The sequence below is a fragment of the Parageobacillus caldoxylosilyticus genome, assembly GCF_019272935.1.
GTDB lineage: Bacteria > Bacillota > Bacilli > Bacillales > Anoxybacillaceae > Saccharococcus > Saccharococcus caldoxylosilyticus.
Window position 1 is genome coordinate 829,187 of sequence record NZ_CP040553.1, and the last position, 24,058, is coordinate 853,244.

Here is a 24,058-nt window from a genome sequence, read left to right on the forward strand (position 1 = left end):
TGTTTACATTTCATGCACCCAATATAGCAATTTATTGACAAGCATCTCGAGCTGTTCTTGTGCAACTACCCTTTTTAATGAAGAAGCTAAACGCTCTCTTAATGTTTCCGGTTCTTCTTCGTAACGAAGGAAAAAGGACCATTCCAGATCAGGGATCGCCACCACCATGTATTCTTCTTTTTTATTTTCATAAATGTAAACTTTGGCCGGTGTTTGCTCGTCCGATATGATTGCTTTTCGAATTTTCATTGTGATCCCCCATCCTTTGCAGCATCTTATATTTTCTATATTTTAACAAATGGATGCCGTCTACTCAACATAAATCATTTTCCGCGTCATCCCGCCGTCAATGACGATATTTGTCCCAGTAATAAAATCGTTTTCATCATGGCATAAATAAAGACAAGCGCGTGCAATATCTTCCGGCTTGCCGACACGCCCGGCCGGATGCTGCGCATGATCTATTTCTCGCAACTTCCCATAATCCCCTGTTTCAATCCATCCTGGACTGATCGCATTTACGCGGATATAATCGCCGGCAAACGAAACGGCTAAAGCATGGGTTAGCGATAAAATTCCGCCTTTCGAAGCAGCATATGCTTCTGAATTCGGTTCAGACATGAGCGCCCTTGTAGACGCAATGTTGACAATCGCTCCGCCGTTTGCGTTTTTTCGCATATATTTTGCCGCCTCACGCGAGGCAAAAAAGACGCTGCGCAAATTAGTGTGAAGCACATCCTCCCATTCTTCCACCGTCAGCTCATATGGAGATTTCCATCTTGATACACCGGCATTATTAATTAAATAATGCAAGCATCCATACGTTTCAAACGCTACTTTCATAAGGCGTTCAATTTCGTCCACTTTTCGAACATCTGTTGGAACAAAACGGGCTTCCCTTCCTTTTTCCCGCAGCGCTAACGCAAGCTGTTCTCCTTTTTCTTCCGCAATATCAGCGATGACAACCTTCGCTCCTTTTTCGGCAAACATAGTGGCGATCGCTTTTCCAATTCCATTCGCCCCACCAGTTACGATGGCAACTTTTCCGGAAAAATTCACTGCTCCTCAACCTCTTCTTTCTTTATTTTAACTAGTCAAGGACTGCTGCATGAATGCGCTATTCCATCCTCAAACAATTAGTATATCATCTGTACGGTAAAAATTCATTTCACAAAAAAGACCGCAGCAGTGCGGTCTTTTTATAAAGGTTAGCGGTACGGCATATATGGAACTGAGAAAAACGGACTGTACGGCGCCATCCCTCCATAGTAGGAAGTCGGGCCATAATACGGCATTGCCCCATACGGCATCATTGAACCGTACATAGGAAACGAAACAGCCGGAGCCATTCCTGTTGTCGGAAACATTGGTGCCGGCGCCGGAGCAGCAGGGCTTGCCATCCCACTAACTGTTCCCGGCATTTGTCCTGTATACGGGACAGCCATTTCTCCATCCTGCATCGGTGCGGAAATATGGTCATCGCTGATCGGTGCAGCAGCCATATTTGGCATCGCTTCCGTGCCAATCGGCATCGCGTGAGGAGCCATGTCAGAACTCATGTCAGAACTATCGATATCGCCATGCATAACGTGCGGAATGCCTCCTGCGACTGGATGGCACCAATGGATCGGCGGACAGCAATACATCGGCATCACTGGATAAAAGGCGGTTGGCATCGGTGTCGGCGGTGGGGCAATGTTGGAAGCAACCGGCATCGGTGCCATCGGCGGGATATTGTTGGAAGCAATCGGCATTTGTTCCGGCGGTGGGAAATTGTTGTCTACTCTCTCCATTTCATCATCTATTCTTTGTTCTCCATCATAGCCTTGTTCAGAAAAAAATGGATCATTCATATACGAATCCCAGTTATTCATATTCCTCTCCCCTTCATTTTTCTTCAGGTATGCCTATGATACATACCCATCCATATTGTATGCGAGAACAAACAAAGGGTGTTTACCTAAACAAAAATGGGTATTTATCCTAAATCGTTATTGCGCTATGATAATGTCTGTCATCACATTCATCGATTGAGGTGGGCAAACGATGGATGAAGCATTAGCAGCTAAGCTTCTTGATGAATTGCGTCACGGGAAGATTTCGGAGCTGCTAGTAAAAAAAGAAGATTTTCTTACCTTTCGCAACGTTCTTGTAAGGCAAAGCGACTTTAAACATTTCCGCGGCATTGCCCAGCGGGGGGGAGACGTTATTTATCACTATCTTCAAACCCCACGAAGCTAACTGTTCATCCATTTCCAATGAATGCCGATTTCCTTATGTGGAAATCGGCATTTTTTCGTGACGGAGAAATTTCCAGCATGTCTATCAAACTAGTAATATCAATGGATGACGCGATTTTCCAACATTTAGATAATGATAGAATCAAAAATCCTTGTTACTCTAGTAACGAACTCACAAGAAGGAGGGAATTTTATGAAAAAGATAAGGAAATGGATATTAGCTCCTGTTCTCTGCGGCGCCTTTCTATTTGGAGGCCATGCGGATGCAGCGACTACACATACAGTAAAACCAGGGGAAACGCTCTGGAAGATTGCCAAACAACATGGGGTTCCACTAAAACAGTTGCAAAAGCAGAATAATAAGTATACCGATTTGCTATTCCCTGGCGAAAAGCTAGTTATTCCGAATTCCACCATTTCTGCGAGTGAGAAAGATTTATTGGCCCGCCTTGTTCACGCTGAGGCGAAAGGAGAGCCGTATGCAGGAAAGGTTGCCGTAGCAACCGTTGTGTTAAACCGTGTCGACCATCCGGATTTTCCGGATACGATTCGTGCTGTCATTTATGAGCGCTCTGGCGGCCATTATGCATTCACGCCGGTCCAAAATGGAACGATTAATGAACCAGCCGACCGTGAATCATATCGCGCCGTTGAAGAAGCCCTTGCTTTTCGCGGTTTAGGAAATGGTTCCTTGTACTTTTATAATCCAAAAACGGCGAAAAGCAAATGGGTAAGCTCAAGACAAGTCACTGTTGTAATTGGAAACCACGTATTTGCCAAATAAGAAAGGAGCTTTTTGCGAGCTCCTTTCTTTTTTCATAAAAAACTTTACTTAAACAAGAAAATAAGGCAAACTATAACAAAAGAAAAAATATGAAAAGGAGAATATGGATGATGAAAAAAGCGAAAATTGGCGATATTATCGAGTTTAAAAACGGATTGCGCGGGATTGTGGAAAAGGTAAATGAAAACTCTGTCATCGTGGATCTAACGTACATGAAAAATTATCGGGAATTAGATTTACAAGAACGAACTGTCGTCAATCATAAGAATTACAAAATTGTTGAAGAGGCTGCTTTCTAAAACAGCCTCTTTTCGCTTTTAGTTAAAAAATACAAGCTAACTGATCTGATTCATATATATGCGTACCGGCTTGGCAAGAAATCGCGCTGTAAAACATCGCGAGAGCAAGCCGTTTGACATTGACCTGCTTATATTTTTTCCATTTTCCGGGCTTGCCCCAAGCAATTAAAGCCGTCCTGCGCTCCAAAGCCAATACCTCTAACCAAAAACTTCAATGTTCATTATATATAACTTTGGCCAAAAAGACTACTATTTTTTTCTTGCACAAATTGGCATAACGCTTTATGAATGGAAAATGCCGATCAACGGTTATCGACTTTTTCCGGATACAAATCGTGGTTCATTAAGCGATATTCCGCCATTTTCTCATACTTTGTTCCAGGACGGCCCCAGTTGCAATACGGATCGATCGAAATGCCGCCGCGCGGCGTGAATTTCCCCCATACTTCAATATAGCGCGGCTCCATCACTTTAATTAAATCGTTCATAATAATATTGACGCAGTCTTCATGGAAATCGCCATGATTGCGGAAGCTGAATAAATACAGTTTCAAAGATTTGCTTTCGACGCATTTTTTATCGGGAATATAGCTAATGTAAATCGTCGCGAAGTCCGGTTGTCCGGTTTTTGGACATAGAGATGTGAACTCCGGACAATTGAACTTCACGAAATAATCACGGTCAGGGTGTTTATTTTCGAATACTTCCAACACCTCTGGACTGTATTCGAATAAATATTTCGTGCCTTGGTTGCCTAATAGCGTAAGATCTTTTAATTCTTCCTCTTTTCTGCCTGCCATCGTTTTTCCCCTTTCCTCATCGTTCTTTGAATTTACACGCCACGTTTGTTTCCCCACAGGAGGGTGTGCAACTGCGGCAAGACGCGCACGTCATTTAGTTCGTTCGACTGCGCCACTTTTTCCACGAGCCACTCCAGCCTTGCCAAAAGCTGTGTGCGCAGCGCGGCATCGTCCGCTTCTGCTGTATCGGCATTGCCGACTTGCAAATAAAACGGGATGCCCGGATAGCGCCGGTGCACCCTTTTCGCATAGTCGAAATCGATGTCATCGAACACGACGACCTTTAAGCTCATATGAGACGCCCGTCCCGCGTCCGCCAACTTTTTCACGATGTGATCGAGCATGGCAAAATCAGTATCCATGCCTGAACTTGGCGGTTTTGGCGAAATGGTTACCTCATCGATATGGTACAGCCAGTCCTGCCAACGGCTTCCTTGCGTTTCGACGGCAAGACGAATCCCTTTCTTTTTTAAGAGCAAAACGAGTTCTTCTAGCGCTGAAATAAGAACAGGATTTCCTCCCGAGATGGTCACATGGCTGAAGCGGTCACCGCCAAGTTCATACAGCCGTTCCCAAATTTGCTCCGCCGTCATTGGCCGAATTTCCTCTTTTGCCGACCCGTCCCATGTAAAAGCGGAATCGCACCAGCGGCAGCGGTAATCGCAGCCGGCGGTGCGGACGAACATCGTTTTTTGCCCGATCACCATCCCTTCGCCTTGGATCGTCGGTCCAAAAATTTCAAGCACGGGAATCGTTTTCTCCATTATCGTTCCCCCGCTTTTGGCCGATACACAACATAGCTTGTCGGCGTTTCCCTCACGAACACTTGCAAACACGTTGGTTTATTCGGCAGTGTATCAAGATACGCTTGCACCGTTTCATATATTTTGCGGGCGATGACCTCGCTTGTCGGAAAATCGTTGCTGTTTTTATCATTGAACCAATCTTGGTGTTCATTCATTAGCGAATGATCCAGTTTCCCATGAATAAGCTTTTTCAACTCTTGAAAATTTACTAAAAACCCCGCATCATCGAGTTCGTCGCCTGCCACCGTAATGTTTACGGTGTATATATGGCCATGCATGTTTGCGCATTTTCCCGCTTTCTCATGAGGAATAAAATGAGCGGCAGCAATATGCATATCTTTATTCAATTCGTATCGGTAATTGTGAAATACTTGCGGATAAAGTTGATGTATCATAATTGAGTTATCCCTTCCTTTTCTTTCATATACTCTTCAAGCCCTCGTCTTCGCAACACGCAAGCTGGACATTCCCCGCAGCCGTCAGCGATGATCCCGTTATAACAAGTTAACGTTTTTGTTCGCACAAATTCAAACGCGCCAAGCTCATCGGCGAGCTTCCACGTCTGCGCTTTCGTCAGCCACATTAATGGCGTATGGATGACAAATTGGTAATCCATCGCTAAATTCAATGTTACGTTTAATGATTTAATAAATATATCGCGGCAATCTGGATAGCCGCTGAAATCCGTTTCACATACGCCTGTGACAAGATGGCGCGCACCTTTTTGCTTTGCGAGCACCGCGGCAAACGACAAAAACAATAAATTTCGCCCATCGACGAACGTCGACGGCAATTGCCCCTCCTTTTGTTCGATGGCGATCTCGCTTCTTGTCAAGGCGTTTGGTGCTAATTGATTCAATAGCGACATATCGAGCACCGTGTGAGGAACATGAAGCTCCTTGGCAATCGCAGACGCCACTTCAATCTCCAAGCGATGGCGCTGTCCGTAATCAAACGTCACCGCTTCTACTTCCGCAAATTGCTTTAGCGCCCAAAATAAACATGTCGTGCTATCCTGGCCGCCGCTAAAGACGACTACCGCTTTTTCCATTTTCATTTCTCTTTGCACTCCCTTCCGCTTTTTCCAGAAGAAGAGGCATTCTAAAACAAAAAGACTATACCCCCAAGGATATAGCCATCCCTAGTTTTTTATAGAGGGTTGTTCTAGAAACCTCTCCCGTACGTTCGTACGGATTTTTTCTTCTGTTTTCCCTCTTAACTATACCACATTTAGCTTTTTGGTTGCATTATTTTTTTATTTTATTGGCTGCCGTCACATATATGTATAAAGCTGGAATATAGAAAACGACGATATACAGGCCGATCGTAGAGATCCATTTGTTTAACCGTTCGATTTGTTCTTTTTCTTCGAACCACAGCGTCCCGATAAATAATAATAACAAAACCATGGGAACAAAACGGCGCTGCTTGATGGAAAACAATTTTTTCGCAACGCGCGAAGCCGACCATACCGCGATGCAAATAATCGGAAATACCACCAACACATAAACGGAAATGATAATGTATTCCATCCTTTCAATAAACGGTACTTCCGGAATTTTCGCCAGTGTTAATGTAGGCCAAGTGATATGCTGGATTTGTTCCTCATTATAAAAAGTAATCGCGATCAGCATCACACTTAAATAGAGAAGAGTCGTAAACGCATTGCCCCATTGCGCCCATTTAAGCGACTTTTCCGGCTGTTTGATAAACGGGTAATATACAAGCAGCATTTCCATTCCCAAATATTGCAGTGACATTGCTTTCGCGCCCGAAAAAATTTCACCGATAGAATGATCAAATATCGGCAGCAAATTGCGATAATGGGCGTATTCAAGCGGGAAAAACAACATTGGGAAAATGGTGAGCAACGGAATCACAACGCTCCAAAAACATAACCCCGTGACAACGCGAAATCCTCCTAATACGGCGTAATAAGTCAGCACTAAAAAAATAAGGCTGAACTGCCATGCCCCCATCAGGGGAAACATCCAAATTTTGATAATCTCAATATAGGTTTGCAATACCGTAAACGCCAATAAAGAAAAATAAACAAGCAAAGCGAAACTAAAGACAAAGCCGGCCCATTTGCCGAAATAGCGTTGGTGTATAGAAACGATATCTTCAGCGTTAGGGGAATGAGCGAAAAGTTTATACATGACCCAAATTAATAAATGGGCAATGATTCCTGTTAGGATAACAGCTATCCATGCATCGTGCCCCGCCTCTTTCATCACCAAGCGTTGAAAACTGAGCATTCCAATTCCTACTTGAGTGCCAGTGATGAGAAAAAACACCAAAAAGGGCGAGACAAGAAATCGTTCTTTCGTCGCCTGACTCATATAAATACCTCCCTATCCGCTCGTGTCACTCACCGATCCCTGTTTGTATAATGTCGACAGTTACATGCGGTTTGATTTCTAAATCTTTATATTCACGATAAAACTCGACTGCATTCCAATTTCTTGTTTCGCTGCGAACAAATTCGCCAATGCCAAGCGGATCAATCTCTTTTTCTTGAAAATAACGGAGCAGGCGGCGAATATCGTGCTCCATTTCGTCTTCCATCTTCTTTTTCACCATAGAAAAAATCTTTTTATGCGGTACATCTAGCCAAGATGGATAATCTCTGACAGAAGCGTGAATATGGACAAAAATATGCAGAACATGGCGGTGGCCTTTCTTTTTCCACTCATATTTGGATGTCGCAAATAAATTTTGTAGCATCACCCGGTCTTCGCCTTGTTTTCCCCGATTCCCTACTTTTAACTGATATACTCCATTTTTTGTTTCATTTAATAAAATTTTTACCAAAAAAGAATCACGCAAACTCACTTTTCCCACATATTTCCCATCTTTAAATAACGCAAGCCCTTCTAATTTTACAAAATTCCCCTTTTTCCCAAAATAAGGCAAAAACGGATCGCTTCCTTTTGAAAAATAGTTGTATAAAAACAAATGTAAATTCGTTTTTGGCAAATTCATCGAACTGGCATTTTGTTCGACTAGATTAGGCAAGTAGAGAGTATCGCTTAAAGTAGTGTTCGTCGTAATATCCAATAGCTCACGTGCGCTTCCTGCTGATACGCCTAACAGCAAATGGCTTCCTACCTTATTGTTGCGGGCCAAACTATGGACGATTTGCGTAATTCCCCGTTTCGCAAATTCTTTGCCAAACAAAATTAGGCGAAGCTGCCCTTCCTCAATCGGCAATGCCGACTTGGAAGAAAGGCGGGGGATTAAATCATAAACGGTTGGCGAAGACGTCGTTAATAAGTTTGGCTTCGTCATCGGTCCTTGTTTAAACGTCGGGTATACCGCCGTTCCCACATATTTTCCGTCATGAAAGTCATAGCCCATTTCTTGAATAATTTGAACTTCATCAATAACGCGCGAGCTTTTGCAGCCGGCAAGCAAGAGCAGCGATGCGGCAATGACCAAAGGCAGCCTCATATTTGACCCCTTTCTTACTCATCGATATCGTCTTTTTGTTTCGCTTTCAGCGGATTATAACGGAACAAAGCAAGCGGGCGAAGAAACGTCGGTCGCTCTGCTGTTTGGCTGTATGAGGAACGAATAATACTATCTTTGAAATTGCGAACGCGCAGCGGATAAAACGGAACTAAATATGGATTGCCAAATGATTGAAGCCTTCCTAAATGAATTAATAAGAAACAAACGGCGAAAATAATCCCGACTCCGCCCCAAAGCGCCGAAAATAAAATAATTGGAAAGCGGATGAAGCGGATTGTATTAGACATTTTAAAAATCGGTGTCGTAAAGGAAGCTAAAGCGGCGAGTGAAACGATAATAAGCATGATGGTGCTTGTCAACCCCGCTTCCACTGAAGCTTGTCCGATAACAATACCGCCGACAATCCCGAGCGTTTGCGCTACTTTTGTCGGCAGACGCGCCCCTGCTTCACGAAGCAGCTCGATGGTGATTTCTAAAAATAATACTTCCAATATCGGCGGAAACGGCACGTTAGAACGGGAAAAGATAATCGGCCCAAGCAAATCTTTCGGAATCATTTCATAGTGATACGTTAATACCGCAATATAAACCGGCGAGGCCAGCACGGAAAACATAACGCCAAAAAAACGGATCAGCCGGAAAAAGGAGCCAAGCACCCACGGCAAATAATAATCTTCCGGCGAGGTAAAAAAATCGAAAAAAGTCGACGGGCCGATGACAACATACGGCGAGCCGTCGCAAAGAATAACAACTTGACCAGATGCGAGCGCATAAATGGCACGGTCAACCCGTTCCGTTGAGATAAAAAGCGGAAACGGAGAATTCGAGTTATCGGAAAGTATTTGATCAATAAGGGAATTGTCAAAAATAATGTCAAAATTGATATTTTCGAGCCGCTGGATCACGGTTTCAATCGTCTGCTTATTCGTAATGCCATCGATATACGCGACGACAACTTTCGTTTTTGACATCGTACCAAGCGGCATTTCCCGAAACACTAAATTTGGGGTTGCAATTTGCCTTCTGATTAAATGCAAGTTAGTCCCAACGTTTTCGACAAATCCAACTTTCGGGCCGACGACACTAAATTCATTTTCTGAATCATTGTTCGGCCGCAACCCTAAACTTTCATTCGCTACATTAATGAGTGCGACACGGTTATCTGTCTTTTGAAACTGAACAGCCACAAACCCTTTTAATATTTTTTCTTCGATCATCTGCACATCGTTCGTTACTTCAATTCGCTGAATCGGAATGATTTTTTGCAAATCCTCGAGCGTAATAGTTGGATGCTTCGGCACGTCATTTTGCAGATGGCAGAGAATGTGTTGCTGCAGCACCTTCGGATCCACTAGCGAATCAAAATAGTAAATGGCAAGCAAATGACCGTTTACGGCAAACTCGACTGTTATGAAATCACTAGATTGCCGCAGCTTATTCAATAATTGCTGCAGCGTTTTTTCCTCACCGTTTGTCTTCGTTTCTTTAAAAAAGGAAAAAATGGACATAACGATCCCCTCGTACTTGCCGTTTAAGAGATAGTCTTCCAATCGGACTTTTGTTTTATTCGCTTCATATATACCTAAATATTCTGAATGTATTGAAAGAAACAGATACTAGGAGGAGAGCAATGGTGAGCCAGCTGACAAAACGACGACGGGCGAAACAAGGCTAGAAAAAATCGTACATCGCTTTCATGAATCCTTGGCAAAACAGCCGTTTTCCCGCATGATTGGTGCGGAAAAACGCCTGCTGTTACGGACGCGGCACTTTGCGCGCCCATAATAGAAAAAGAAACGCAAAACTAATGTAGCCAAATAGCGGATACAAAAACGATAAGAGCTCACTGTAGCGGAACAAACTGACAATATATAGGACGATAAACAGCACGGCAAGAAACAAGGTGTTAGGAATAGAAACGAGCGTGCGCGCCTGCCGCTGCAGGCCAAAAATGCCGCCGATAATGGACGTAAAAATTTCCCCGTAAATCACAATAATATACACCCAGTAAAAAACGGCAAAAAACGAACGGATCACTTCCGCCATCGGAATATCGTAATTCATTGCATACGGAAACGATAAGAGAACAAAATGGCTGCTTAATAAAATGCCGGTAAGCAGCAGCCCTCCAAGCACCGCGCCGCGCCGCACTGTGCGTTCGTCTTCCGCCTCGCAAGCCAGCGGCACGAGCACAGGCTGCGCCATCGCCAAGTTAAACGCCGCATACGAAAATGGGGAAAGAAATGCTTTTAATGAATAATCTGTCGCTTCAAGCCCCGTTCCGCACCATTCGCCCATGGTGATCAGCTTTCCAAGCGCAATGGCGCTAAATAGCACCATCATCGGAACAATCAAGGCGTTTACGCCAAATAGCCCTTTTATATCGTACATCATGACCAGCAGCGATAAACATAACGTCGCTACAATTCCGATTTGCCGCGGCAGCCCAAGCTGCTCCTCAAACACCGCCCCTGCTCCGGCCATCATCACGGCGGTGACTCCGATAATCATCAACGTCATCATGATAGAAATAACTGGGCTCATTGCCTTGCCAAATAAATAGCGGTTAAACTGTTGATAAGAAGCGGCCTTCACTTTCCGCGCCATTACCATCATGCGCGCGCCGCCCCACGTAAACAAGCTGCCGCTAATGATAATGCCGATCGTTCCGGACGTTCCGTATTGCGTAAAAAATTCAATAATCTCTTTTCCCGTGGCAAATCCCGCGCCAACGACGGTGCCGACGTAAACAGCGGCGATTTGCCAAGCATCCGACCATTTTCCAGCCACTTCTGCCATTCCCCTCTCCTTGTCCACTATTTACTCCCATATATATGTCGGCATGATCCAATAAAGACGGGATGACAGTAAAAAAGGATGCCGCTATATGGACATCCTTTTATCTTTTTTGCCGAGAAGACTCCCACCTCTAAGCGAAGCATAGGTGGGGGATGAATCGGCATTTTTTGTTTTTTTGTAATCGTAATAGTTGAAAAACTTTCTTCTTCTGTCATAAAATATAAATAAATATACCGAACTTATGTTCTGTTAAAGGTGAAGAAAAGATGAAAAAGGCTTATTTTTCGAGAAGATTGTATAAATCAGAAATGGATATTCTTCATGTGACAGAAACATCTTATGCATTAGAGTTATTCAATCAAGCGAAACGTTTCGCTTTTCAAACGCTGGTCCGGGAAAAACGATGGGGACGAAAATGGTATCCAAGTCTGCATATCGCTGTGAAGGAAAAATACGGACTGAACGATTATTTCGCCAACAGCGCAGTCCGGGAAGCAAATGCTCTTTTCTCCTCTCTAATGGAATTAAATAAAATACACGTTCAACAGACAGAAGAAAAAATAAAAGATGTGAAGAAAAAACGGAAAACAGAACGAACCAAATTGACGAAATTACTCAAAATGAAAGAGAGTTGTATCAAAGGAAACTTACGGTTTCCAAAAAATACAAACTTTGTTTTGCATAAGAGCGGAATCATTTCTCTTGAATTAAAAAACAGATCTTTGATTTGGATGAATTCCTATTTGTTTGAACATCGTTATTTAGATATGAAAATTAAACGGACTAAAGCAAAAGTCGGTTGTTTAAAACATCGTTTAGATAGATTAGAACAAAAGAAAACGAAATTAAAAGAGCATATCCCAAGTGTCGTGTTCGGAGGCAAAAAGTTGTTTAAACAACAATTTACGAAAGAAGAGTTTATAAAGGATCACGAAGCTTGGAGAAAGCGCTTTTTAGCTGCGCGAAATAAAGAAATGATCATCTCCGGGCGGAAAGATGCTGGTTCTGGGAATTTTGTCTTCCATTACAATCCAGAAACCAATGAACTGCATATGACCTCTGTAACAGGAAAGATAGTCACTTTTTCTGGAGTGGTGTTTCCATACGGCCAAGAAATCGTAAATAAAGCTGTGACAGATCAAATCCAATGTAAAAACAAAAAAGAATACGGAAAACCAATCGCTTGGTCCGTGGAAGATCACGGGGAATACTATATCATCAAATGTTTGGTGGATGTGGAGTCGAATCCATCTATTCATTTCTCCACCTCTGACGGAGTGATCGGAGTAGATTGCAACTATAATCACATTGCTTGGACAAATGTTTCGAAAAATGGTAACTTTTTGGAAAGTGGAAAATTAACGTTTTCGATAGAAGGTAAAACTTCTGGTCAGATTACAAAAATCATCGAAGCAGAAGCCATTGCTTTAGTGGATATTGCGGTTCGAAAGAAAAAACCTATTGTTTTGGAAAAGTTAGATACCACCTTATCCAAAACAGGGGATCGATACGGCAACAAAAAAGCAAATCGAATGAAGAGTATGTTCGCGTATCGAAAAATGATACAAGCAATCGAAAGCCGTGCCAACAAAATGGGAGTTGCTGTGATAGAAGTGAATCCGGCTTTTACTTCTGTCTCTGGGAAACTGAAGTATATGCGTAAATTCGGTATCTCTATCCACCAAGCAGCCGCATTTACAATTGGCCGTCGAGGGTTAGGATATAAAGAAAAAGCACCAAAAGTGCTTAAAAGGTATATCCCGAAAGATGCTTCTCATCATTGGAAGCATTGGTCTGTTTTAAATAAAAAGTTTTCTGTACGTACACATACGCTGTACCATCTTTTTAATGTGAACCAACCACACCAAGGAATAGATGTATTTCACCCATCGTTGTTAGAAGAGGAAAAACATCAACTAATAAAAGCTTTAGCGTAATCAACAATGAGATTTCATTATCGCTTAGCGCTTTAAAATAAAAGAACGCATTGTACCAGTCTCTTACTCTCGTCACCGGAGCAGATGGCGATTCTAGGAGCTGGATGCATTGCAATGCGTTCTTTGGATGCCATACGAATGAAAGATGGTGTACCTTCTATGTGAGCTGCATTAGCAGACATATAGCTGGTCGTCCCGAAAGGACACTTCGGACATCTCGTATGGCTACTCCTCTCGTTGAACGGAGGGGGTTCTTGGGACCTTTGAGCAACAACAGCCAAAGGAAACAAGAATCCCCACTTACCGGCTTTAGCCGGTAAGTGGGGGTAGTTCAATGCACCATAATTTGCTCTACTTGATGTTCATGAAGTTGTTCCGTTTCCACGTGAATTCTTACAGAATATGTCCCTTTTTCTCGAAACGACGTTACTGCTTCGTATTGGCCCGCTTGTTTTTCGCTTGCCTCGATAAACTCGTGCTTTCCGTTCCCCTTCCAAATTTCGAAGCAAACCGTCGCTTTCGTCAGCGGCTGGCCGTCATGAGTAATATGCACTGTTAAGTGCGCCTCTTTATTGACGGAAAATTGTTTTTCATGAAGCATCATCATGACGTCGGCATGATGGTGTTCATCGCCGTGATGTTCCTCTGCATGATTTTGCGGCTGATCGCTTGGTGTGCCAACAACGATATCTTTTTTCGGCATATTATGCATATTGCGCGCTGTCACGTGGCTAACGACGGAATACGTCCCAGGCTCGGTAAACGTTTTTTTCACAGAATATTTGCCATTTCCATCATTTTTGGCGGTTAACATCTCATGCTGTTCACTGCCATGTTTCCACACTTCAAACTTCACTTCATCAGCGTCATTCACTTTTTCCCCGCCGTATGTCACGATACAAGAAAGTGTCGTTTCCTTATTTAATTCAATATGATCCGGTGTTTGAAGTTGAACTTCAAGTATTGCCGGTTTGTCCTCTTGCTTTTCTTGGCTGCAGGCGGCAAATAAAAACAACATTAATATCAATGCCAAAAACAGCGAAAGCTTTTTCATTTTCTATTTCCCCTTTTCCCTATTTTTCTAGACTTAACTATACCATAGCTTTACCTTGTCCATCACATTATTCACCATTCCGTGAACCTCCCCGACTAAATCGAAGATTCTAGTCGGGGCATCCGTTGTCTTAAATACAGCTATGCTCACGCTAATGTCACACCTTCAGTGTTCATCGCCTGATGCAAGCTAATCAATGAAGACAACGTTTGCCGAGTTCTAGCTGCAAGGGAAGGAACTTTTGCCTCCCATTGCAACCTTTTCTTTTCAGAAAAGGATTTAAGGAATTCTCGTATAAAATATCGTGCTCCTATATTGTAAGAAGCATTTAAATCCGCGTGATAGACTTTGCCATTCGGAAAAGTGGCCAAGTCTCTTTTATTGTTGCGTTTCACTTCTCCTGATCCGTCAAATGCAAGTGCAGAAGTGTTTTTCGCATTCACACGGCGAATACGCATCCCACGGTAATGAGCCATTTGCTCTACTTTATTTTGAATCCCGATTTTGCACCAATGGTGCAATTTATGCCGTAATTTTTTTGCACCATCATAGTCTTTTGGCATTTTCATTTTCCCTAAGTATTCGAATACGATCACATCTGCATGGTGTTTTTCAGCGAATTTAATGATTTCACTTGCTGTGTTAAAAATAATATGTTTTTGTAAACCATTAATTCTACGCCAATAGTTAGATGCAGAAATCCATCCAGATTGTCGCTGCGCCTTTTTCAGTTTGTTGATTTTGCTTTTCATCCGGTCTTTTTCTATCGGCTGGTTGATAAACTTCCGGCCGATGACAGTTCCATCCGAAAGCATCACCGAACAAACGGCGGAATTCGTTAATCCCAGGTCAACAGCAACAATCACTTGATTCTCTAACTTTGTATTCTTAAGTTTTATTTTTTTCGAGTAAGAAAAGTGAATGAAATATTTTTTCCCCTTCTTTACAATAATGGGATTACTTTCTCTCCAATCTGTAATTCCCCGGTTTTTCAAGTTTTTCGTTTGAAACGTAATCGTCTCCCAAACCCAATCCCCATTTTTGTAAACTTTGATCTGTGCCTGGTTTTCGGACAAACGCTTAAACATATTCCCTTTATAAAAAACAGGGAACGCTTCGTGATCAATTCTTAAAACCGGAGGTTTTTTCTTAAACTTCTTGCCTTCGTCTAGTGCTTGGCCACGCTCTTTTTCCCAATTTTTGAGGTTAGAACGATGGCTTTTTACGATTCCTAAAGCTTTAGAAATAGCTGAGCGTCTAAAGTAAGACGGGAATTTATAAAACTTGGAACTAAAATCATACTTCGGATGAGGGTTCGTTTTAGTCCGATGGATCAATCTCTCCACGGCAGGAACTGCTTCTTTTGTAGAAAGATGCTCCAAAGCATCGAACTCTCGATCTACGACATCAACAATAAAAGTTAACGCATCTCGAAAAATAATAAGCGTATCCTCGAATGTCTTTTTTCCGTGAGAGATGATTTTATTTTGAATGGTTTTTACTTTTTCTGCTTTCGAAGCTTTTTCCATCGGACGAACCCTCCCTTCCGAACATATGTTAGCATTTTTCTTTATTTTATATGAATCACTCATTCGAGACAACAGATATAGAGGAAAAATTTCATTTTTTTCGCGACTAACCCTTCCTAAATATTTCGCATTCTAGAAGGGGAATGCGTTGCGTTTTTTTGTTCAAAAACATTTCACGGTTACAACAATTTTTTATAAAAAACACTTGAAAGTCAAAAAAGGTCAAAGTATAATAAAATCAGAAAGTCAAAGTTAGTCAAAGTCAATTGGCAAAAAAGGAGGTTATGCCTCATGCTTTGTCAAGTATGCCATCAAAACAAAGCGACGGTATTTGTCAATTTGCAATTCAATCATGAGAAAAAGCAATTGCATCTTTGCCACGAATGTTATGAAAAACAAAAACAAGAGCTTTCCATCCCAATAAACTTCGGGTTTGGAGGCTTTTCGTCATTCCCATTTGATGATTTCTTTATGGATGGATTTTCGCCAATTTCGGAAATGGACACGCCATCAACAAATATGGCACAACCATCCAAATGGGATCGGAACGGTAAAAGAGGCGGCGGTTTCTTAGATCAATTCGGCCGCAACTTAACGCAGCTTGCCAAAGCCGGTCTCATCGACCCGGTCATCGGCCGTGATAAAGAAATAGAACGCGTCATCGAAATTTTAAACCGCCGCAATAAAAACAACCCGGTATTAATCGGGGAACCTGGTGTCGGGAAAACAGCGATTGTCGAAGGGCTTGCCTTAAAAATTGCGGAAGGACAAGTTCCAGAAAAACTATTAAATAAAGAAGTATATTTGCTTGATGTCGCCTCGCTTGTCGCCAATACAGGCATTCGCGGTCAATTTGAACAAAGAATGAAACGGCTCATTTCTGAATTGCAGCGCCGGAAAAACATCATTTTGTTTATCGACGAAATTCACTTGCTCGTCGGCGCTGGTGCGGCAGAAGGCTCGATGGACGCCGGCAACATTTTAAAACCAGCGCTTGCGCGTGGGGAATTGCAAGTTGTCGGTGCTACAACATTAAAAGAATATCGTCAAATTGAAAAAGACGCCGCGCTTGAACGCCGTTTCCAACCTGTCATCGTTCATGAACCAACGGTCGAAGAAGCGATTACGATTTTAAAAGGTATTCAACCGAAATATGAACAATTCCATCACGTCCAATATACGGACGAAGCGATTGAAGCGTGCGTTAAATTATCGCATCGTTACATTCAAGACCGCTTCTTGCCGGACAAAGCGATCGACTTGTTAGACGAAGCCGGCTCAAAAGCGAACTTGCGCATCGGTCCGACAGATGAAAAACAAATTCAAGAACGCCTTGCGCAAATCGCCAAAGAAAAAGCAAAAGCAGCGCAAGAAGAAAATTACGAACTGGCGGCAAAATTGCGTGACGAAGAGTTGAAATTGGAAAAACAATTGCAAAACGGAGTGAACCAAGAACGCCCAGTCGTCGATGTTGCTGACATTCAACGCATCATCGAAGAGAAAACAGGCATTCCTGTCGGCAAACTGCAAGCTGATGAAAAAGAGAAAATGAAACATTTAGAAGAAAACCTGGCGAAAAAAGTGATTGGCCAAGAAGAAGCAGTCAAAAAAGTCGCAAAAGCAATCCGCCGCAGCCGCGCAGGCTTAAAAGCAAAACACCGCCCGATCGGTTCGTTCTTATTCGTCGGTCCGACTGGCGTCGGGAAAACGGAGCTGGCGAAAACGTTGGCGGAAGAATTATTTGGCTCGAAAGACGCAATGATTCGTCTCGACATGAGCGAATACATGGAAAAACATTCGGTATCGAAATTAATCGGTTCGCCTCCTGGCTATGTCGGTCACGAGGAAGCGGGTCAGCTTACAGAAAAAGTGCGCCGCAATCCATACAGCATTATCTTGCTTGACGAGATTGAAAAAGCGCACCCGGATGTCCAACACATTTTCCTACAAATTTTAGAAGACGGCCGTCTCACTGACAGCCAAGGCCGTACCGTAAGCTTTAAAGATACAGTGATTATCGCAACAAGCAACGCTGGTGTTACAGACAAAAAAATTACGGTCGGATTTGAAAAACAAGGGACAACGCACACAAGCATTCTTGATTCGTTAAACGCCTACTTCAAGCCAGAGTTTTTAAACCGTTTCGATGCGATTATCGAATTCAAATCGCTGAAAAAAGAACATATGCTGCAAATTGTTGACCTCATGCTCAACGAAGTAAAAACGACATTGCGCGAACAACATATCGACCTTGACGTTTCGCAGGCAGCAAAAGAAAAATTGGCGGAACTCGGCTACCATCCAGCGTTCGGCGCTCGTCCGCTTCGCCGTGTCATCCAAGAACGCGTTGAAGACCAAATCGCCGATGTCTTGCTTGACACAAATGAACAAGTACAAGTGATTCGCATTGACGTGGAAAACAATGATATCATTGTAAAACCATCGCATAAAAAAACCGCCTAATCCCTTAATGGGAAAGGCGGTTTTTTTGGCGCAAAGCGAAAGAAATTTTTCAGATATTCGATCCAGTTCCTGCGGCTCAGCCGCTCTCCGCAAACCGGTCGGCGTTATGCAGCGTCCCTTCACTTACCAGCTTTTTCTTATAAACCATGCCGGACAGTGTTACGCTCACTTCATAAAGCACCAGCAAAGGAATGATCACAAGAATATCCGAAAGCAAATCCGGAGGCGTGATAAGGACGGAGATGACAACCAGAAAAAAATAGGATATTTTCCTTACCTTTGCCAGCCTTTTCGGATTCAGGATTCCGAGTCTCGTTAGAAACATGACCGCAAGCGGCATTTCAAAGAGAAAGCCAAATGGAAGTGTCAGATGGATCATGAACCGAAAATATTTTTCCGCCGTGAATATTGTTTCGAATTGCCCTGCTGACAGGTTTGTTAAAAAACTGAGCACGGCCGGGAAAAGCACAAAGAAACCAAATGAAATCCCCGCCATAAATAATAGAAACAACCATGGGATAAACCGCAAAGAGACTTTCCGTTCTTCGGGATTCAGCGCAGGAGAGACAAACCGCCACGTCTGGAAAGCGGCGACAGGTATAGTTGCTGCGATCGCAAACACGGCTGCGATCATCATGTATACCCAAAGGATGTCACTCGGGCCGAGAATCGCAAGTTTCCCGTCGAAGTCCTTGACAAGCCATTTATAAATATCCTGTACAAAAACGAAACTTCCAACGAAGGACACAATAAACGCCAATAACGTAATAATCACCCGTTTCCGAAGCTCTTCCAAATGATCTATCAGACGCAAATCTTTGTTTTTCATGCTGGCTGCCTCCTTTTTTGGAAACAAATGCTGTTAGTTTGTAGTTACTAAACTCCTAAACTTTTGGGAAATTGGACAGAAGCTATATTTAACAAATCAACTTTTTCACGAAAAAATTTTTCGATATCACATCATTCCAAACGGTCATCTGCTAACCAAGGCGGGACTTTTTCTTTCCGAGCCATGTCGCCCATCAGTGAAGATTTTTTGTCCATGAATGGAAAGTTGAATCTTTTTGCCAAAAAAAGAATCCAGAAAATCCTTATGCTATGCCAGAACAACTGTTAAAAAGCATAAAAAGAGGTTTCCGACCCACTTGAAGCAAAAAACTTTATGAATTCCCCTCTGAAAAAACTCGTTGATCAGCGGGTCCATAAAGCCGATAAGAAGAAGCAGACAGGCTGCCCCGTCTGCTCTCTTTTTTACTAAACCGCCAATTCAGCTGTCTTTTTTCACAGCCGATAATGCAGGCTTTTTCGTTTCCTCGTTATGATCATCGGACACCAGTTCCTTCGCGGCACTTTTGAATTCAGACAGCGTGCGGCCAAATGCGCGGCCGATTTCCGGCAGCTTGGAAGGCCCAAAGATGACCAGAGCAATGACGAGTATTAAAATTAAACCTGGTATACCGATATTGTTTAACATTGTAGGTTCATCTCCTTTGTGGAAAATTTGGCATCCAGACCGGTAAAGATGCCCGGATGCCAAATGCGGCATTGATATCGTTCAGCAGGCGCGGATGGAATTAATTCGTAATCTTTCCTCTCTTTTTCTCCATTTGTTTTTCACGGGCGCGTCTGTGGGCGCGGTGGCGGTCTTCTTCCACTTCCCTTGACATTTGGACACCCATCGGCACCATAGTGGATGATACTTCTTTCAGTCCTTTCTGATCTTTTTCATAAACCAATGATGCTCTCGTCCAAATATCCGCTCCCGGCTGAGTCACATACGGAACGACACGGTAATCCGCACGCCACTGTTCCGGAGTAACTTGACAGCGGACATAGCCGCGGTAATTGTTAAAAAATTTGATGTGCGGGTTTTGCGCTAAAATTTTCTCCGTGTCTGCACGCCAATCAGAACCATTTCCCCCGGAAGTAATCGAAGTGCCGACAAACTCAGCGCCAAAAATCGGGGCATCAGGATCGTTATAATCAGTCGTCAAGTTAGAGGCCCAGTTCGCATGGACATCCCCGGTTAGAACAATCAAGTTGTTAATATTCTTGGCTGCAACAAAATCCATAATGCGTTGGCGCGCTGCCGGATATCCGTCCCAGGCATCCATGCTGTATTTTGGCGCTTGGCTTGTCCCAAAGTTCCGCTGGGAAAAGAAAATCTGCTGTACAAGCACGTTCCATTGCGTTTTGGAGCTTCCAAGACTGTCAAGAAGCCATTTCTCCTGTTCTGCACCGAGAAGAGTGCGCTTAGGATCCAAAGATGCCGGGGAATGCGGCTTGATTCCATCACCGTTCGCCTGGTCATCGCGGTACTGGCGCGTATCAAGAACAAAGAAAGAGGCTAAATCTCCATAAGCGAAAGCCCGGTATAATTGCATGCCGCCTTCGTGCGGAAGCGACGATCTGCGGAGCGGCATATGCTCGTAGTAAGCCTGGTACGCGGCGGCACGGCGCTTGATAAACGCTTCGACCGATTGGCCGTTTTCTGGAATAGTGCCCGCATAATTGTTTTCCACTTCATGGTCATCCCATGTGACAACCCACGGGAAGGCAGCATGAGCTGCTCTCAGATCTGCGTCAGAGCGGTATTGGGCATAACGGTTTCGGTAATCCTCAAGTGTGACAGTTTCCGGACCGCTATGGGTGCGGACATTACCAGTGAATGAAACATATTCGTTTGGTCCGTATTCATATATGTAATCGCCAAGGTGGAAAACTAGATCAAGATCCTCTTTCGCCATGTGCTTATACGCCGTGTAGTAGCCGTGCTCAAACTGCTGACAGGAGGCGAAAGCGAACGCCATTCCAGATACCTTTGAGCCTGCTGTCGGAATGGTTTTTGTTTTTCCAACAGGGCTTAATTCATTTCCGCATTTAAACCGATAAAAATAAACGGTGTTCGGTTTCAGGCCATTCACTTCCACATGGACCGAATGCGCGAGGTCAGGTGAAGCCATTTCGGTACCGCGCCGAATCACATTGCGGAAATGTTCATCTGTTGCAAGCTCCCAATGGACAGGAACGATATGGGGAGGCATTCCGCCGCCATTTAGCGGATCCGGAGCCAATCTTGTCCATAATACAACACTGTTTGCTAAAGGATCTCCGGAAGCAACGCCGAGTTTAAATGGATAATCGCTGAATTTTGGGGCGGCATCCACTTTAAATCCTCCTAGGGATTGGGCGATGGCTAGACCGAGCGAGAGCCCCGCAATCTTGCCGGCTCCATGAAGAAGGCTGCGGCGGTCTATATTCTTTTTCAAGATTTCCTCATTAAAATTCTTGATTAATTCGTCTAAAAGTCTCTCATTTCTCATGATTTTTTCCCTCCCTGAATAAAATCTTTCACTGAGCATGATTATAAATGGAAATTTTTAATCGACTGTAAAGTTATGTAAAGAGGAAAAATAGCATAAACGTAGAGTATAGGCATTTGTTAATAGGTCTAAAGAAATAGTTAAGAGAGAATTTTCGGAATATTCCTGATTATTTTTTAAACACTCGATAAATTACCCGTATGATCATAGTTCTTTTTTCCTTCGTTTTGTTACATTTTCTTCATGCAAATTTTACAAACAAAAACTTGAGGGGAATTTTTTGCGTCGTATAAATGATGAGGACAAAGGAAACATGTATAAAACGAGAAAGATGGTTAAACAATAGTAACGCTCACCAAAGATATATGATGAGGTGATTGAGTGAAAATATGGTCTAAGTTTTTCATCTGTATATGTTTGCTATTTACGTTTCATTTGCCTGTTCAGGCGCATCCTATTGCGATTCCAAAACAAGCAGTAAATATCAAGCGTGCTGCAAACTTAAAGGATTTAGTAAGCAGCTCAACATTCATTGCTTATGGTTGGTTCGATACTTCTTTTCAGAAACAGCCGTTAAATAAGTCTGTACAAGGTGGGAAGCTCGTTAATTTTGTACAAAGCTTTCATGTCGACAAATATTTAAAGGGAACCGGCGGAAAAATCATCAACGTGTTATCAACCGGTATTGAACCCCTTCCTGACCCTTTAAATCCTCTCAACAAAGTTTATCCAGGACCAATGGCTGAAGGTCGATATGTTTGCTTTCTAAAACCTGTTCCGGGAACAGAATTGTATACCATTGTCGGGGGATGGCAAGGAGTCTACCCTGTTTACGAAGGAAAAACCATTTCCTTAAAAGAAGAAGGTTTTCCAGAGCTAAACCAATTAACGCTTAGACAATTTGAAGCAAAAGTCAAATCCCATTAAATACTGTACACAGAAAAGATAGGCGGCAGGCCTATCTTTTCGCAATAGATGCAGCAAACTCCCTTTATACATAATCAAACAAAAAATAGATAAAAAAATGATTGTAAAACCTATTCATTTTCCATTTACTAAGGATAATAAAAAAATCGTTTATAAAACATTTAAATAACGGAAGGGATGGGATCGGAAAGTAAAGAAATTAAATTAAGCAGGAAGGCTAAATATCTTTTGCCGTACATTTCGATACCAGAAAGGGTGTTTTTTCTATGAGAAAATTAAATTTTTTTCTAACCCGTGGTGCTAGATAAAATCAGACAAGCATAAAAAATAGCCCTTGCATGAGGATCTCCTTAAAATGAAAGTGCAACCAAACATCAAAAGGAGAAGTTCCCATGCAAGAGCACTTTCATTTTACAACAGATCGTGTCAAACTTCAAAAACAATATGCATCGATTTTGCTTTTTGTATCGGCTCAACTATCGAGTATCCAGATTCCTCTTCAACGTCGAAATCGTCATTTGTTGAAACAGAAAGACGAAGTCATCATCACCATCCATGTCCTTGGCAAGTTGTTGGGCTTCACTTCCGAATGGGCTTGGCACCGGTTTGTGATTGGGAATTTGTTTCCCAAGGCCTTGTTCCCTGAGCGTTCTCGGTACAACCGTCGCTGCCGAGCGCTTAGCTTTGCGATCAAGTGGATTCGGCACCAGTTGGCCAAGCGCGGGCAACACCATGCGTATGCGGTCGTGGGCAGCTTGCCGATCGAGCTGTGTCATTCAGCTCGAATGCATCACGTCAAACGATTCCGTGGAATTGCCGATATTGGCTATTGTGCTTCCAAAAGGATCACTTTCTATGGGTTGAAACTTCACCTGCAGGTCACCGACCAAGGGCTTCCGATGGGATATGTTGTCACCGAAGCGTCTTGTCACGACCGGGTGGCCGCTGAAACCGTCATGACGCAAATTCCACATCCGTATAACCTCGGTGACAAAGGGTATATCAGCCAAAAGCTGCAAAAGAAGCTGTACGAAGAGCACCGAGTCGCTTTTTGGACGCCCGTTCGAAAAAATCAGCGAATTCGCCAATCGGACGCATGGAAACAGTGGATGAAGCGAAAACGTAAAGTGGTGGAAACCGTGTTTTCGATTTTAGTCGATTCGTATCGGATCACCGAGATTCGAGCGAACTCGGTTTCTGGATTTGAAACGGCGCTGGATGGTATTTTACTGGCTTACTCGCTTGTTGTTCTTGGGCTAGTTAAGCGTTAAGACTCAACTAGCACCACGGGTTAAATGAGTATGCCACCTACTTTCGGGAAAAAGATGCTTCCCCAAACATGATCATCTCCTGCACGAACGGCTTGAATATCGTTTTTAACGTTTTGCATATCCGTTCGGGCGATTACGTTATACCGGCCGACATCCGCAAATAGATTCAGCAAATGTTTGCAATAGCATTGCAAGTTGGCGAACAGCGCTAAGCACTGTTCGCCTGAAGTGGAGGTCATGATAAGCTCTTTTGCCTGCAAAACCATATAACTTTGCCCCTTTGCATAGAATCATGACCGCAGAGACTCCGTGTCAAGTAACGTGACGGATGAGTTAATATTCAATCAAACGC

At 43.1% G+C, this 24,058-nt stretch carries 25 protein-coding genes and 1 riboswitch; of the genes, 7 read left to right on the plus strand and 18 right to left on the minus strand.

The features are described from left to right. Nucleotides 1-3: 3 nt before the first annotated feature. From BV455_RS04215 to BV455_RS04225, 3 genes are all read right to left on the minus strand, one after another. Nucleotides 4-249 (minus strand): YueH family protein, encoded by a 246-nt coding sequence (locus BV455_RS04215; RefSeq protein ID WP_042407376.1) that lies wholly within the window; start codon nt 247-249, stop codon nt 4-6. Between the two features lie 60 nt (nt 250-309). After that, nucleotides 310-1,059, minus strand: a complete 750-nt coding sequence (locus BV455_RS04220) for an SDR family NAD(P)-dependent oxidoreductase (RefSeq protein WP_017434577.1) — start codon at nt 1,057-1,059, stop codon at nt 310-312. Nucleotides 1,060-1,208: 149 nt separating this feature from the next. Beyond that, nucleotides 1,209-1,874, minus strand: a complete 666-nt coding sequence (locus BV455_RS04225; protein ID WP_042407377.1) for a hypothetical protein — start codon at nt 1,872-1,874, stop codon at nt 1,209-1,211. Nucleotides 1,875-2,046: 172 nt separating this feature from the next. Here BV455_RS04225 and BV455_RS04230 point away from each other — a divergent pair, with 172 nt between their 5' ends. The 3 genes from BV455_RS04230 (at nt 2,047) to BV455_RS04240 (ending at nt 3,323) form a co-directional block, all read left to right on the plus strand. Then, the gene (locus BV455_RS04230) at nt 2,047-2,241 is read left to right on the plus strand and encodes a hypothetical protein (protein ID WP_017434575.1); all 195 of its coding nucleotides are present in this window, start codon (nt 2,047-2,049) and stop codon (nt 2,239-2,241) included. Between the two features lie 192 nt (nt 2,242-2,433). After that, nucleotides 2,434-3,024 carry a cell wall hydrolase gene (locus BV455_RS04235; RefSeq protein ID WP_017434574.1) on the plus strand — a complete coding sequence of 197 codons (591 nt, stop codon included), beginning with the start codon at nt 2,434-2,436 and terminating at the stop codon, nt 3,022-3,024. Nucleotides 3,025-3,134: 110 nt separating this feature from the next. Next, nucleotides 3,135-3,323 (plus strand): YkvS family protein, encoded by a 189-nt coding sequence (locus tag BV455_RS04240; RefSeq protein ID WP_026078411.1) that lies wholly within the window; start codon nt 3,135-3,137, stop codon nt 3,321-3,323. A gap of 22 nt (nt 3,324-3,345) precedes the next feature. Here BV455_RS04240 and BV455_RS04245 read toward each other — a convergent pair whose 3' ends face one another. The 9 genes from BV455_RS04245 to BV455_RS04285 form a co-directional block, all read right to left on the minus strand. Beyond that, complete coding sequence (locus tag BV455_RS04245; RefSeq protein WP_223845317.1) at nt 3,346-3,510, minus strand: hypothetical protein; 165 nt, start codon at nt 3,508-3,510, stop codon at nt 3,346-3,348. Between the two features lie 115 nt (nt 3,511-3,625). After that, nucleotides 3,626-4,123, minus strand: a complete 498-nt coding sequence (gene queF, locus BV455_RS04250; RefSeq protein WP_017434571.1) for a preQ(1) synthase — start codon at nt 4,121-4,123, stop codon at nt 3,626-3,628. Between the two features lie 32 nt (nt 4,124-4,155). Further along, on the minus strand, nt 4,156-4,887 hold the full coding sequence (gene queE / locus BV455_RS04255; RefSeq protein WP_042407380.1) for a 7-carboxy-7-deazaguanine synthase QueE: 732 nt from the start codon (nt 4,885-4,887) through the stop codon (nt 4,156-4,158). Then, nucleotides 4,887-5,324, minus strand: a complete 438-nt coding sequence (gene queD, locus BV455_RS04260; RefSeq protein WP_017434569.1) for a 6-carboxytetrahydropterin synthase QueD — start codon at nt 5,322-5,324, stop codon at nt 4,887-4,889. The genes queE and queD overlap by 1 nt, the downstream gene beginning before the upstream one ends. Continuing rightward, nucleotides 5,321-5,986 (minus strand): 7-cyano-7-deazaguanine synthase QueC, encoded by a 666-nt coding sequence (gene queC / locus BV455_RS04265; protein WP_042407383.1) that lies wholly within the window; start codon nt 5,984-5,986, stop codon nt 5,321-5,323. Before queC ends, queD begins: the two co-directional genes overlap by 4 nt. A 78-nt stretch (nt 5,987-6,064) precedes the next feature. Further along, a riboswitch (PreQ1 riboswitch) is annotated at nt 6,065-6,110 on the minus strand. A gap of 66 nt (nt 6,111-6,176) precedes the next feature. Next, nucleotides 6,177-7,271, minus strand: a complete 1,095-nt coding sequence (locus BV455_RS04270) for a GerAB/ArcD/ProY family transporter (protein ID WP_218687763.1) — start codon at nt 7,269-7,271, stop codon at nt 6,177-6,179. 25 nt (nt 7,272-7,296) lie between these two features. After that, nucleotides 7,297-8,382 (minus strand): Ger(x)C family spore germination protein, encoded by a 1,086-nt coding sequence (locus BV455_RS04275; protein ID WP_218687764.1) that lies wholly within the window; start codon nt 8,380-8,382, stop codon nt 7,297-7,299. Between the two features lie 14 nt (nt 8,383-8,396). After that, nucleotides 8,397-9,911 (minus strand): spore germination protein, encoded by a 1,515-nt coding sequence (locus BV455_RS04280; RefSeq protein ID WP_042407391.1) that lies wholly within the window; start codon nt 9,909-9,911, stop codon nt 8,397-8,399. 247 nt (nt 9,912-10,158) lie between these two features. Continuing rightward, nucleotides 10,159-11,202: a YkvI family membrane protein gene (locus BV455_RS04285; protein ID WP_042407394.1), complete on the minus strand. Its 1,044-nt coding sequence runs from the start codon at nt 11,200-11,202 to the stop codon at nt 10,159-10,161. Between the two features lie 266 nt (nt 11,203-11,468). Between BV455_RS04285 and BV455_RS04290 the strand changes: the two genes are divergently transcribed. After that, entirely contained in the window at nt 11,469-13,139 is a 1,671-nt protein-coding gene (locus tag BV455_RS04290) for an IS200/IS605 family accessory protein TnpB-related protein (RefSeq protein ID WP_218687765.1), read from the plus strand. 331 nt (nt 13,140-13,470) lie between these two features. Here the strand turns inward: BV455_RS04290 and BV455_RS04295 are convergent, their stop codons facing one another. Together BV455_RS04295 and BV455_RS04300 are read right to left on the minus strand one after the other, a co-directional pair. After that, entirely contained in the window at nt 13,471-14,193 is a 723-nt protein-coding gene (locus BV455_RS04295; RefSeq protein ID WP_218687766.1) for a FixH family protein, read from the minus strand. Nucleotides 14,194-14,339: 146 nt separating this feature from the next. Then, nucleotides 14,340-15,722, minus strand: a complete 1,383-nt coding sequence (locus BV455_RS04300) for an RNA-guided endonuclease TnpB family protein (protein ID WP_061580263.1) — start codon at nt 15,720-15,722, stop codon at nt 14,340-14,342. A 291-nt stretch (nt 15,723-16,013) separates the two neighbouring features. Here BV455_RS04300 and BV455_RS04305 point away from each other — a divergent pair, with 291 nt between their 5' ends. Beyond that, entirely contained in the window at nt 16,014-18,185 is a 2,172-nt protein-coding gene (locus BV455_RS04305; protein WP_218687767.1) for an ATP-dependent Clp protease ATP-binding subunit, read from the plus strand. Nucleotides 18,186-18,261: 76 nt separating this feature from the next. Here BV455_RS04305 and tatC read toward each other — a convergent pair whose 3' ends face one another. The 3 genes from tatC to BV455_RS04320 form a co-directional block, all read right to left on the minus strand. Next, on the minus strand, nt 18,262-19,014 hold the full coding sequence (gene tatC / locus BV455_RS04310) for a twin-arginine translocase subunit TatC (protein WP_081162373.1): 753 nt from the start codon (nt 19,012-19,014) through the stop codon (nt 18,262-18,264). Between the two features lie 438 nt (nt 19,015-19,452). Beyond that, nucleotides 19,453-19,659: a twin-arginine translocase TatA/TatE family subunit gene (locus tag BV455_RS04315; protein ID WP_017436200.1), complete on the minus strand. Its 207-nt coding sequence runs from the start codon at nt 19,657-19,659 to the stop codon at nt 19,453-19,455. Nucleotides 19,660-19,759: 100 nt separating this feature from the next. After that, complete coding sequence (locus BV455_RS04320; protein ID WP_017436201.1) at nt 19,760-21,508, minus strand: alkaline phosphatase D family protein; 1,749 nt, start codon at nt 21,506-21,508, stop codon at nt 19,760-19,762. A 381-nt stretch (nt 21,509-21,889) separates the two neighbouring features. On the opposite strand from BV455_RS04320, the gene BV455_RS04325 reads away from it, so the two are divergent. Then, on the plus strand, nt 21,890-22,435 hold the full coding sequence (locus BV455_RS04325) for a hypothetical protein (protein WP_061580264.1): 546 nt from the start codon (nt 21,890-21,892) through the stop codon (nt 22,433-22,435). Between the two features lie 392 nt (nt 22,436-22,827). Continuing rightward, nucleotides 22,828-23,706: an IS982 family transposase gene (locus BV455_RS04330; protein ID WP_061579511.1), complete on the plus strand. Its 879-nt coding sequence runs from the start codon at nt 22,828-22,830 to the stop codon at nt 23,704-23,706. 20 nt (nt 23,707-23,726) lie between these two features. On the opposite strand, the gene BV455_RS04335 is transcribed toward BV455_RS04330, so the two are convergent. After that, nucleotides 23,727-23,972 (minus strand): hypothetical protein, encoded by a 246-nt coding sequence (locus BV455_RS04335; RefSeq protein ID WP_061579512.1) that lies wholly within the window; start codon nt 23,970-23,972, stop codon nt 23,727-23,729. Nucleotides 23,973-24,058: the final 86 nt, after the last annotated feature.

What these genes read in the sequence shown, in the direction of transcription:
- BV455_RS04215 (WP_042407376.1), bottom strand. Translation starts at nt 249, where the DNA reads ATGAAAATTCGAAAAGCAATCATATCGGACGAGCAAACACCGGCCAAA.
- BV455_RS04225 (WP_042407377.1), bottom strand. Translation starts at nt 1,874, where the DNA reads ATGAATAACTGGGATTCGTATATGAATGATCCATTTTTTTCTGAACAA.
- BV455_RS04230 (WP_017434575.1), top strand. Translation starts at nt 2,047, where the DNA reads ATGGATGAAGCATTAGCAGCTAAGCTTCTTGATGAATTGCGTCACGGG.
- BV455_RS04235 (WP_017434574.1), top strand. Translation starts at nt 2,434, where the DNA reads ATGAAAAAGATAAGGAAATGGATATTAGCTCCTGTTCTCTGCGGCGCC.
- BV455_RS04240 (WP_026078411.1), top strand. Translation starts at nt 3,135, where the DNA reads ATGAAAAAAGCGAAAATTGGCGATATTATCGAGTTTAAAAACGGATTG.
- queF (WP_017434571.1), bottom strand. Translation starts at nt 4,123, where the DNA reads ATGGCAGGCAGAAAAGAGGAAGAATTAAAAGATCTTACGCTATTAGGC.
- queE (WP_042407380.1), bottom strand. Translation starts at nt 4,887, where the DNA reads ATGGAGAAAACGATTCCCGTGCTTGAAATTTTTGGACCGACGATCCAA.
- queD (WP_017434569.1), bottom strand. Translation starts at nt 5,324, where the DNA reads ATGATACATCAACTTTATCCGCAAGTATTTCACAATTACCGATACGAA.
- queC (WP_042407383.1), bottom strand. Translation starts at nt 5,986, where the DNA reads ATGAAAATGGAAAAAGCGGTAGTCGTCTTTAGCGGCGGCCAGGATAGC.
- BV455_RS04270 (WP_218687763.1), bottom strand. Translation starts at nt 7,271, where the DNA reads ATGAGTCAGGCGACGAAAGAACGATTTCTTGTCTCGCCCTTTTTGGTG.
- BV455_RS04275 (WP_218687764.1), bottom strand. Translation starts at nt 8,382, where the DNA reads ATGAGGCTGCCTTTGGTCATTGCCGCATCGCTGCTCTTGCTTGCCGGC.
- BV455_RS04280 (WP_042407391.1), bottom strand. Translation starts at nt 9,911, where the DNA reads ATGTCCATTTTTTCCTTTTTTAAAGAAACGAAGACAAACGGTGAGGAA.
- BV455_RS04285 (WP_042407394.1), bottom strand. Translation starts at nt 11,202, where the DNA reads ATGGCAGAAGTGGCTGGAAAATGGTCGGATGCTTGGCAAATCGCCGCT.
- BV455_RS04290 (WP_218687765.1), top strand. Translation starts at nt 11,469, where the DNA reads ATGAAAAAGGCTTATTTTTCGAGAAGATTGTATAAATCAGAAATGGAT.
- BV455_RS04295 (WP_218687766.1), bottom strand. Translation starts at nt 14,193, where the DNA reads ATGAAAAAGCTTTCGCTGTTTTTGGCATTGATATTAATGTTGTTTTTA.
- BV455_RS04300 (WP_061580263.1), bottom strand. Translation starts at nt 15,722, where the DNA reads ATGGAAAAAGCTTCGAAAGCAGAAAAAGTAAAAACCATTCAAAATAAA.
- BV455_RS04305 (WP_218687767.1), top strand. Translation starts at nt 16,014, where the DNA reads ATGCTTTGTCAAGTATGCCATCAAAACAAAGCGACGGTATTTGTCAAT.
- tatC (WP_081162373.1), bottom strand. Translation starts at nt 19,014, where the DNA reads ATGAAAAACAAAGATTTGCGTCTGATAGATCATTTGGAAGAGCTTCGG.
- BV455_RS04315 (WP_017436200.1), bottom strand. Translation starts at nt 19,659, where the DNA reads ATGTTAAACAATATCGGTATACCAGGTTTAATTTTAATACTCGTCATT.
- BV455_RS04320 (WP_017436201.1), bottom strand. Translation starts at nt 21,508, where the DNA reads ATGAGAAATGAGAGACTTTTAGACGAATTAATCAAGAATTTTAATGAG.
- BV455_RS04330 (WP_061579511.1), top strand. Translation starts at nt 22,828, where the DNA reads ATGCAAGAGCACTTTCATTTTACAACAGATCGTGTCAAACTTCAAAAA.
- BV455_RS04335 (WP_061579512.1), bottom strand. Translation starts at nt 23,972, where the DNA reads ATGGTTTTGCAGGCAAAAGAGCTTATCATGACCTCCACTTCAGGCGAA.